Source organism: Chitinophaga sp. (assembly GCF_036569125.1).
Lineage (GTDB): Bacteria > Bacteroidota > Bacteroidia > Chitinophagales > Chitinophagaceae > Chitinophaga.
The window spans coordinates 1-9,104 of record NZ_DATCRF010000616.1; the positions used below are offsets into that span (position 1 = coordinate 1).

Sequence of the window (9,104 nt, forward strand, 5' to 3'; positions counted from 1 at the left end):
ATCTATGACGGACGGGCAGGGCATGTTATTCATTTTTACCGAAGCGGCCGAACAATCCTTTTGGATGAAGGATACCTACATTTCCCTGGATATTATTTATGTAGATGATAAAAAGGAGATCGTATCCATCCAGAAATACACCACCCCGCAATCAGAAGAAAGCCTGCCCTCCTTCAAAAAGGCGCAGTATGTGGTAGAGGTGAATGCCGGCTTCTGCGATAAGTACCATATAGGCTTTGGCGATAAGATTGCGTTTGTAAAAAGTAATTAATAATTAAAAATGAATAATTAATAATCGCAAGGCAGGTACTGCACAAAAAAGAGCTATTTCATATTCGTGAACAATGGCCGCCATGATTATTAATTATTCATTATTCATTATTAATTATTACTTGAGTTCCTCCGCAGTAAACCCTTTCTCCCGGCCCTTATACATCTGCCGTACTTTCTGCACATCCTGCGCGGTCAACGGCTCCGCTTTATTGCTCCAGGCATTACGGATAAAGCTGATCACTTCCGCAATATCACTATCAGAAAATTCATCGTTGCTGCCAATACCGGGCATTTCCCCGCTTACTTCCGGCGCTTTGTACACTTTTCCATTTACGTTCACAGGACCGCTCAGGCCAAATAAAACAATCGCGGCTACTTTATGCTTATCGCCCTTCACCCATTGCGATTCATTTAACGGTGGCGCCAGCGATTGAATACCGTTACCATCATCCCCATGGCAGGTTTGACAAACCGTTTTAAATATCTTTGCTCCCCTGGGATATGCTTTCACTAAACCTTCATTCAGCTTGGCTTTGCGCCGGTTATCAATATCCTTTAATACCTTTTGCAGGCGTTTCCGTATCAATAAGGTAGTATCTGCATTCCAGCTGCTTACCTGGTCCAGCAGCTGCTGTTCATGGCCTGTATTATTACCGATCAGCGCATCTGCTACATAGCGGTCATTGGCATAAGCATGTAATAGCTGCGTTTGCAGCTGGCCTGCTGCTGTAGCATTCAGGCGTTGTATGTAAGGCAGCAGCATAGCCACAGAAGGCGCCTGCAATACACTTTGCTGTAAAGGCGTAATAAGCTGTAATACCCGGTTCACCTGTTGTGGTGTAATAACAGCCGGCATAGCAGCCAGCGCCTGCACGCGCAGGTAAGGGTTCTTGTTCTTTAATACTGCAGCAACATCTTCTACCTGCAGCTGGCCTAAGCCTTCCAGGGTCCACATGGCATGCAGCAGGCCCCAGGGCTGTTTAATGGTATCCTGCTGTAAGCGGCTCCGCAGCTGCGGTACCAGCGTAGTATAGTGGTGGTCTATGATCATTTGCTGCGCACGGTCACGTACCCAGCCATTGGGATGGTCTAACAGCTCCAGCAGCTTTGCCGGATCGTCGGGTAACGTTACCGGCTGTACGTTATTAGCCTTTGCAGGTATAACCCGGTAAATACGGCCGCAGTTCAGCGGTTGCGTAAGGTTGCGGCTTTTGATCTCATTCTTCAGGTAAGGTGTAAGGTAGGTTTTGTGCTGTATAATGCCGCGGTACATATCCAGTATATACATAGCCCCATCGGGGCCGGTGTATAAGCTCACCGGCCGGAAACGCTCGTCTGTGCTGGCCAGGAACTCCTTCCCTGCATAGGCCTGCTTACCGGTAACAATATATCCGCTATCCTGCAGCAGGTTACGTTTAATAAGGTTGGCAGAAGGTTCTGCTACAAAGGCATTGCCATCATAAGCCTCGCCAAACAACCCGCCGCGGTATACCAGGGGTCCGCAGGCAGCGGTAAAATTCACCAGGCGCAGGCTGTCATCCAGCACGCCTTTCATGTAGCCGCGGTTCACACCCGGTGTAGGGCGTATGGGATACACCCGGTTATCCGGCACAATATGTTCATCAAAACCAGCTACTGTACGTTGTGCCGTGTTGTTAGCGCCCAGGCCCGGACTAAAATAATCCCCCAGTAAGTTCTCAGAGTTGTTGTTGTAAAACAGGCGGCCGTAGTTATCCTGTGTAATGCCCCACTGGCCACGGAAGTGGGTGTGCTCTATCAACCATTTGTTGCCGGCCTTACGGTAACGCTTATCTGATTTGGCGTTGTAGATCCAGTTATCCATAGCCCGCAAAAGCCCGTTGGGCTGGTGTTCTACGTTACCGCCTTCAGTATACTTATCATCCACCAGTATTTTTTTACCGGCATGGTCTCCATTATTCTCAACATACCATAGCCTGGGCGGCTCTGCTATCAGTACCCCGTTTTCAATCAAACAAATAGCGCGGGGCAGCACCAGTGAATCCATGAACTCTTTACGGCTGTCAACTACCCCATCTTTATTAGTATCTTCCAGTATCACCACCTTACCATTACGCATATCTTCGCCGGTACCGGAGGTGTCCGGCATATATCCCATCATTTCCAGCACCCACATACGGCCTTTTTCGTCAAAGGTCATGGCCACCGGTACGGATACCTGCGGTTCTGCCGCTACCAGCTGCACTTTAAAGCCCTCTTCCACCTGGATATGTTCCAGCGAAGCTTTGGCATCCAGCACAGGCGATTCCGCAAACTTTTCCCGCATGGCAAGGGAATCCGTTTGGTGCTTATCTTTTTTTTCTGAAGGGTTGGGCTGACAAGAAACAATACATATTGCCCCAGCGGCTAATAAGCTGTAAGAGAGTAACCAGTTTTTCATTCCGCGCTGCTATTTATTTACATCGATTGCAAAAAACTAAAATAAGGTACGCCGGAGGAATATGCAAATTTACAGGGTTGGAAAATGATGGGAGGTAGAATGACGGGATATAGGCAGCAGGATCTATGCTCCCTTTAATATTTCTTCAATCCTTGGATCCGGAATATAACCGGTTACTTCAACCAGCTTTATCTTATTAAAGTCCGGATGGTTGGCGTTAAGCACATAATTAAATTCCTGGGGTATTACAGCAGAAGGCACTTTCAATACAGGATACTTTGCCTCGTCATACCAGCGGTTACCCAGGGGCTGGCATTTTGAGTAGTCCAGCACATCATTCCAGCCTGCAGCTAATTCGGCAGCAGTAATGGTTTGAATTTTAAGGGAAGATGGAATATCAATGACCATGATGCGGTAATCATCATTAAAGCCCTCTCCCTGCCTTCTGACAAGGTTTTCCAGTACGGCCAGCGCAACAGAGCCTGCGGCATATATCACTGCTTTACCAGCCGCTGCCCAGCGGCCATTTGCTTTGGAAGGATTCAGATCTTTGGAGAACTCTTTATAAGCAATTCTAAATACTCTCATTACCCGGGTTAAATAACATCACCGTATGCCAGGCGTTTTAGCTCATCCATAATTAGCTCTACACCTCCGGTGGTTTTCAGGAAATCTTCCGGCTTTTGTGGTTTGCCGAAAAAAGGTTTTTCTAACCAGCGTTTAAAGGGTTCTAAGCCACCAAATATTTTTTCTCCCAACTCAAAAAGTGAAATGATCTTTAGAAGATGCTCACCCTGATTAGGGTCTAGTGGCTCTTTATCGGCCAGTTTATTTTTTATGGTTTTAGTGGATATATTCATGGCTGCTGCCAATTCATTCCTGGAAATATTAGCCAGATCAACAAACTTGATAAAGGTATCTGCATAAACGCCGCTAAGCGCAGCAGTAACTAACTGATAGTTGTTTCTCAGGTCAATATCCTGGAAGGCTTGCTGGATCCTGGAAACATCAGTAGCCGGCAAAGCCCCTTCCCCACTTTCTTTTATGCTTGCAGGCGGCATTTTGGTATGCATGGCGCTGCTTGCTTTCATTGCTTTTGCCATAACCTCTTAATTCTTCATCAAATATAGGAATTTTTTCCTGTACTTCAAAGAATTTTTTCCACTCTCCGGTTAATTCAAACTTCTGAAATCCACCGGCACCAGCTTACTTACCCCAGGCTCCTGCATGGTTACGCCGTAAATAACATCCACTGCCGCCATTGTTTGCTTGTTATGCGTAACAATAATGAACTGTGAGTTATCGGAGAACTTGCGGATCATGTTGGTGAACTTGCCTACGTTAGCATCATCCAGCGGGGCGTCCACCTCATCCAGGATACAGAACGGTGCTGGTTTGATCAGGTAAATGGCAAACAGCAGCGCAGTAGCGGTCAGGGTTTTTTCACCACCGGAAAGCTGGGTAATAGCGGCCGGGCGTTTGCCTTTCGGTTTGGCAATGATCTCAATACCGGTTTCGGCCAGGTTCTCCGGCTCATTCAGGATCAGGTCGCACTGATCTTCTTCGGTGAACAGGGCCTTGAATACGCGGATGAAGTTTTCCTTCACGGTATTAAAGGTATCCAGGAACTTCTGGTTGGCGGTTGATTCTACTTCCTGGATCGTAGCCATCAGGGATTCCTTGGCAGCTACCAGGTCGTTCTTTTGTTCCAGGATGAACTCATAACGCTTTTTCATTTCCTGGAAAGCCTCGATGGCCGTGGGGTTTATCTCACCCATATTTTCCAGGCGCTTTTTCAAACGTTCTGCGCTGCCCTGCAGCTCATCTACCGGCAGGGTGCTGCTGCGTGCATCATCCAGGATCTCATCCAGGTTCACTTTAAACTCCACGCTCAGCCTTTCCTTCATGGAGGCCAGCTGCAGCTTCAGCTCATTCACTTTATCCTTAATGGTGGTCAGCTGCTGCTCCAGCTGCTCTTTGGCACGCTGGCGGGCACGCAGGGAGCTTTCTTTCTCCTGCAAGTGGTTACGGAAGTTGTAGTACTCCTGGTCTTTTTCGTTCAGGGCCTTTTCTTCTTCTTCCTTCTTGCGGAACAGCTCTACCAGTCCGTCATCTGCAACACTCAGCTTATCTTCAGCAGCAGCAATGTTAGCCACCGCATCTTCCAGCTGTGATTTATTATTGGTGATCTGCACATGCAGGTCGCTCAATTGCTTACGTTTAAACTCCAGCTCCTGTTTCAGCCCCTGCACCTTGCTCTGCTGGCGGGTATGCTGCAGGTTCTGGTTGTTAAACTGTACGTTGGCCTGGTTGTACTGTTGCTCTGCTTCCTGGGAAGCCCGGTCTGCAGCTACAATGCTGTCGTGCAGGGCATGTACTCTTTCATTCAGGCCTTCCAGCTCGTCCTTCACACCGGCAATACTTTGCTGGTTGGTTTCCAGCGACTGCTGCATTTCTGCCAGGCGTTTGTCGCCGGACTCGATCAGGTGATGGAAGTTCTCAATACGGTTCTGCAGGCCAAACAGCTGGTTATTCAGCTGGTTGATCTTTTCACGGGCCGCATTAATATTATTTTCATTCAGCTGGCTGTTATAGCCCAATACTTCATTGTGTTTGTCCTGCAGCTGCTGGCGCAGGTTGCTTACCACTACTTCCAGCGCTTTGATCTCGGCATCCAGCTTTTCCAGGTTCTTGGCGCGGCCCAGCTTCTTGCCTTCAAACAAACCTACAGAACCACCGCTGAAGCTGTATTTACCGCGGTACATACGGCCGCTCTTTTCTACGATCAGCACATCCTGGTCGGGCATCTGGCCAAAATCCAGCGCAGCCACATCATCTGCTACAAATACTTTACCCAGCAGGTAATTGCCTAAACCTTTATAGCGTTCATCTATTTCCACTACTTCCAGCGCCGGTATGGTGCCGGGAGGGGTGAACAGCTGTCCGCCCTGGTGGTGGAACTGGTCCAGTATAAAGAAGTTTGCCTTGCCTTTTTTATTGAGGTCCAGCAGGCGTATGGCCTGTATGGCTTCCTCTGCGTTATTCACTACGTAGTAGTTCAGGTAAGGTTCCAGCAGATTTTCTATACAGGTGCGGTAATCCTCTTTACAGAAAAATATATCACTCAGAATGGGCGCCTTATTATTCCAGTCGCTGTTCTTTTTCAGGAACTTAATACTTTCCGGGTAACCTTCCAGGCTGTCTACCAGTGATTTTAACAGGTCGTATTCGTTCTTCTTGGAATCCAGGGTGCGGTTCTCGTCCGTCAGCTTATCACGCAGGCCTTCAATATCAGACTGGGTGGCCAGGATCTTGCCTTTAGTTTCTTCCTGGAAACGGATCATATCTTCCAGGTTGGCTTTGCCATCTTCCAGGGTTTCCTGCAGGCCGCTCTTTTCTTCTTCCAGCTGTTGGATCTGCGTTTGCCGGTTCGTCTTTTCTTCCTGTAGCTGCTGTATGCTGCGCTGCAGGTTCTGTACGGAGGTATCGGCTACGGCTACTTTCTTTTCTGCTTCAAACTGCTGGCGTTGCCATTGCTGCTGATCGCGGCGCAGGGTTTCCAGGCTTTGCTTTTTCTGGTTGAAAAGCTCTTTCTTTTCATCTACCATTTCGTGCAGGGTTTCCAGTTCGTCCTGCATGGTATCAAATACTTCCTGCTCTTCTTCTGCCTGCTTTTCTGTACGTTCAATGGATTCTGATAATCCCTGCAGCTGCCCTTCGGCATTGTTCAGGAAATCGCTCAGGTTCTTTTCACGTTCGCGCAGGTAGGTCAGCTGCTGGGTGGCCAGGTTCTTATCATTTTCCCGGGTACGCACAGTGGCCAGCACTTCGTTAAAGGATTTCTGCAATACCTGCAGCTCCCGCTCTTTGGCTACAAAGTGCAGCTTATCTTCTTCAACGGCCGCTTCTTCGGTAGCAATTTCTGCTTCCAGCGCCATTTTACGGTCTGTTTCTGTTTGCTGTTGTTCGGAAAGGTCTTTGAAGGTGACATTGAAGCCTTCCAGGGCGGCTTTGGCCAGCTCTATGCTGATCTCCCGGTACTCTTTCTTTACCTCGTAATAACGTTCTGCTTTTTTAGCCTGGCTTTCCAGCGTTTTCAGGTTGTTGTTGATCTCAAACAACAGGTCCTCAATACGGTTCAGGTCACCCTCCGTAGCATCCAGCTTGGTTTTGGCTTCTTTTTTACGGGTTTTGTAGATGGAGATGCCCGCTGCCTGTTCCAGCATGCGGCGGCGGCTGTTTTCCTTATCCTTAATAATATCATCCACCATGCCCAGCTCAATAATGGCGTAAGAATCGGTGCTTACGCCGGTATCCATGAACAGGTTGTGGATGTCTTTCAAACGGCAGGCTACATCATTAAGTCTGTACTCACTATCGCCGTTCTTATAAAATTTACGTGTAATGGTAACCGTGGTAAATTCGGTGGGCAGCACGTTTCGCGTATTCTCAAAGGTGAGGCTCACTTCGGCCATACCACTGGCGGAGCGGCTTTTGGAACCGTTAAATACCAGGCCGGCCTGGTTCTCAGAACGCAGGTTGCTGATCTTGTGTTCCCCTATCACCCACCGGATGGAGTCAATGATATTACTTTTGCCGCAGCCGTTCGGTCCTATTACACCTGTGATCCCCTCGTCAAAATTTAAAACGGTTTTGTCGGCAAAACTTTTGAAGCCTTTGATTTCTAATGTTTTTAAACGCACAGTTGCTCCGGGTTTATTTTTTTAAAGCTGTCAAAGATAACTACGATTCACATATTGCCTACACGTAATTTGTGCAAATGAATTAGTAATTTAACAGCGTAAGCCGGATTAAACCGTTTTTTTTATACACAGTTGTGTATAAATCGTTTGAAAATCAATCAAAATAAACTGGTTTACAGCTCATTACAATGGAATGTTCGACTTTTACTTAAACCCTTGACCAACAGCCAGGCTTTGTAGCCGGTTTACAATTGAACGATTATTTTTAATTTGCCGGTGCTTATACTGTAGAAAGATTGCAGACCCGATGAAAAACCTGAGAGAAACCCTTGCATAACCGAAATCTAAACGGAACATGTACGCCAACATGCAACACCCATTATGAAGAATGGTCTCCTAACCCTGCTGACCGGAATACTGTCATTCCCTTTGCTTGCCCTTGCCCAAAAACCTGCATCGCTGCACATCACCGGCCAGGTGGCTGATAGCGCTTCCCGCAAACCCATTGGTTACGCCACCATTACCCTATTAAAAGCTGCCGGCCTGCAGCCGGTGCTGAACACTCTTACAGACGAACGGGGACGTTTTACTATGCCCAACCTCAGCGCTGGCCGCTACCAGCTGGGCATCAGCATTACCGGGTATGCCGCCCGTATCCTGGAAGCCTTTATGCTCGATTCCCTGCACCCGTATTATGCCCTGCCGCCCCTGTACCTGCCTGCTGCCCCGCAGCAACTAAAGGCTGTAACAGTAGCCGGGCAAAAACCCCTGCTGGAAGTAAAGGACGACCGGCTGGTGTATAACGTGGAAAATGACCTGAACAAAGACCTGCTAACTGCTGCCGAAATGCTGCGCCGCGTACCTATGGTAACAGTAGACCCGGAAGGCAACGTACAGCTTAAAGGCAGCAGCAGCTTTAAAATACTGCTGAACGGCAAAAGCACCGCTATGCTGGCCAAAAATCCCAAAGAGGCCCTGCGCGCTTTCCCGGCCGGCGTGATCAAAAGTATAGAGGTGATGACCCAGCCTTCCGCAAAATATGATGCAGAAGGTGCTGCCGGCATCATTAACATTATTACCCGGCATACCATTGATGGCTATAATGGTAACCTGTATGCCAATGAAAACAGCCGCGGGTTTGCAGGCGCAGGCGGCTCCCTGAATGCCCGCATAGGCCAGCTGGGTGTGGCAGCCTACGCAGGCGCCAGCTATTTCCGCAATAAAGGCCGCTCAGAAGGCCTGCGGGAAAACTACCTATATGGCAACCAAAGCACGCTGATACAAAATGGCAACAGCATCTTTGATGGCACCTATTACTTTGGCAACCTGGAGCTGAGCTATGACCTGGACAGCACCAGCAGCCTGAGTGTGTATGGCAATGTGAACATCAGCTACAACAGCAACAATGCCCCGCAGCAGGTGAAGCTCTACGACGAAAGGCAAAAACTGGAACAAACCGGCAGCTACAACAGCTATACAGACTATAAAAGCCAGAGCTATGACCTGGGAGTCGATTATCAGAAAAGGTTCCGGCAGCCTGGCCAAACCCTTAGCCTGTCCTTAAACCGGAATACCGGAAATAACGACCAGCGGTCTGATAATCAACAGCTGAATGAACCGGGCGGTTACACGGCTTTCAGCAATACCAATGATGAGCATAATACTGAAACCACCCTTCAGCTGGACTATGCCCAGCCGCTACCGCATGG

At 48.4% G+C, this 9,104-nt stretch carries 6 protein-coding genes; 2 read left to right on the forward strand and 4 right to left on the reverse strand.

The window, feature by feature from the left end; genetic code table 11:
* Nucleotides 1–271 (forward strand): DUF192 domain-containing protein (locus tag VIM87_RS22945; protein ID WP_331999262.1); only part of this gene is annotated, 271 nt, incomplete at its 5' end.
* Nucleotides 272–388: 117 nt separating this feature from the next.
* Here VIM87_RS22945 and VIM87_RS22950 read toward each other — a convergent pair.
* The 4 genes from VIM87_RS22950 to smc all read right to left on the reverse strand — a co-directional run bounded on the left by VIM87_RS22950 (nucleotide 389) and on the right by smc (nucleotide 7,395).
* Nucleotides 389–2,692, reverse strand: a complete 2,304-nt coding sequence (locus tag VIM87_RS22950; RefSeq protein WP_331999263.1) for a DUF7133 domain-containing protein — start codon at nucleotides 2,690–2,692, stop codon at nucleotides 389–391.
* Between the two features lie 123 nt (nucleotides 2,693–2,815).
* The gene (locus VIM87_RS22955; protein WP_331999264.1) at nucleotides 2,816–3,280 is read right to left on the reverse strand and encodes an RES family NAD+ phosphorylase; all 465 of its coding nucleotides are present in this window, start codon (nucleotides 3,278–3,280) and stop codon (nucleotides 2,816–2,818) included.
* An 8-nt stretch (nucleotides 3,281–3,288) separates the two neighbouring features.
* Complete coding sequence (locus tag VIM87_RS22960) at nucleotides 3,289–3,795, reverse strand: antitoxin Xre-like helix-turn-helix domain-containing protein (protein WP_331999265.1); 507 nt, start codon at nucleotides 3,793–3,795, stop codon at nucleotides 3,289–3,291.
* A 69-nt stretch (nucleotides 3,796–3,864) separates the two neighbouring features.
* On the reverse strand, nucleotides 3,865–7,395 hold the full coding sequence (gene smc, locus VIM87_RS22965; protein WP_331999266.1) for a chromosome segregation protein SMC: 3,531 nt from the start codon (nucleotides 7,393–7,395) through the stop codon (nucleotides 3,865–3,867).
* Between the two features lie 381 nt (nucleotides 7,396–7,776).
* On the opposite strand from smc, the gene VIM87_RS22970 reads away from it, so the two are divergent.
* Nucleotides 7,777–9,104 (forward strand): TonB-dependent receptor (locus VIM87_RS22970; protein ID WP_331999267.1); only part of this gene is annotated, 1,328 nt, incomplete at its 3' end.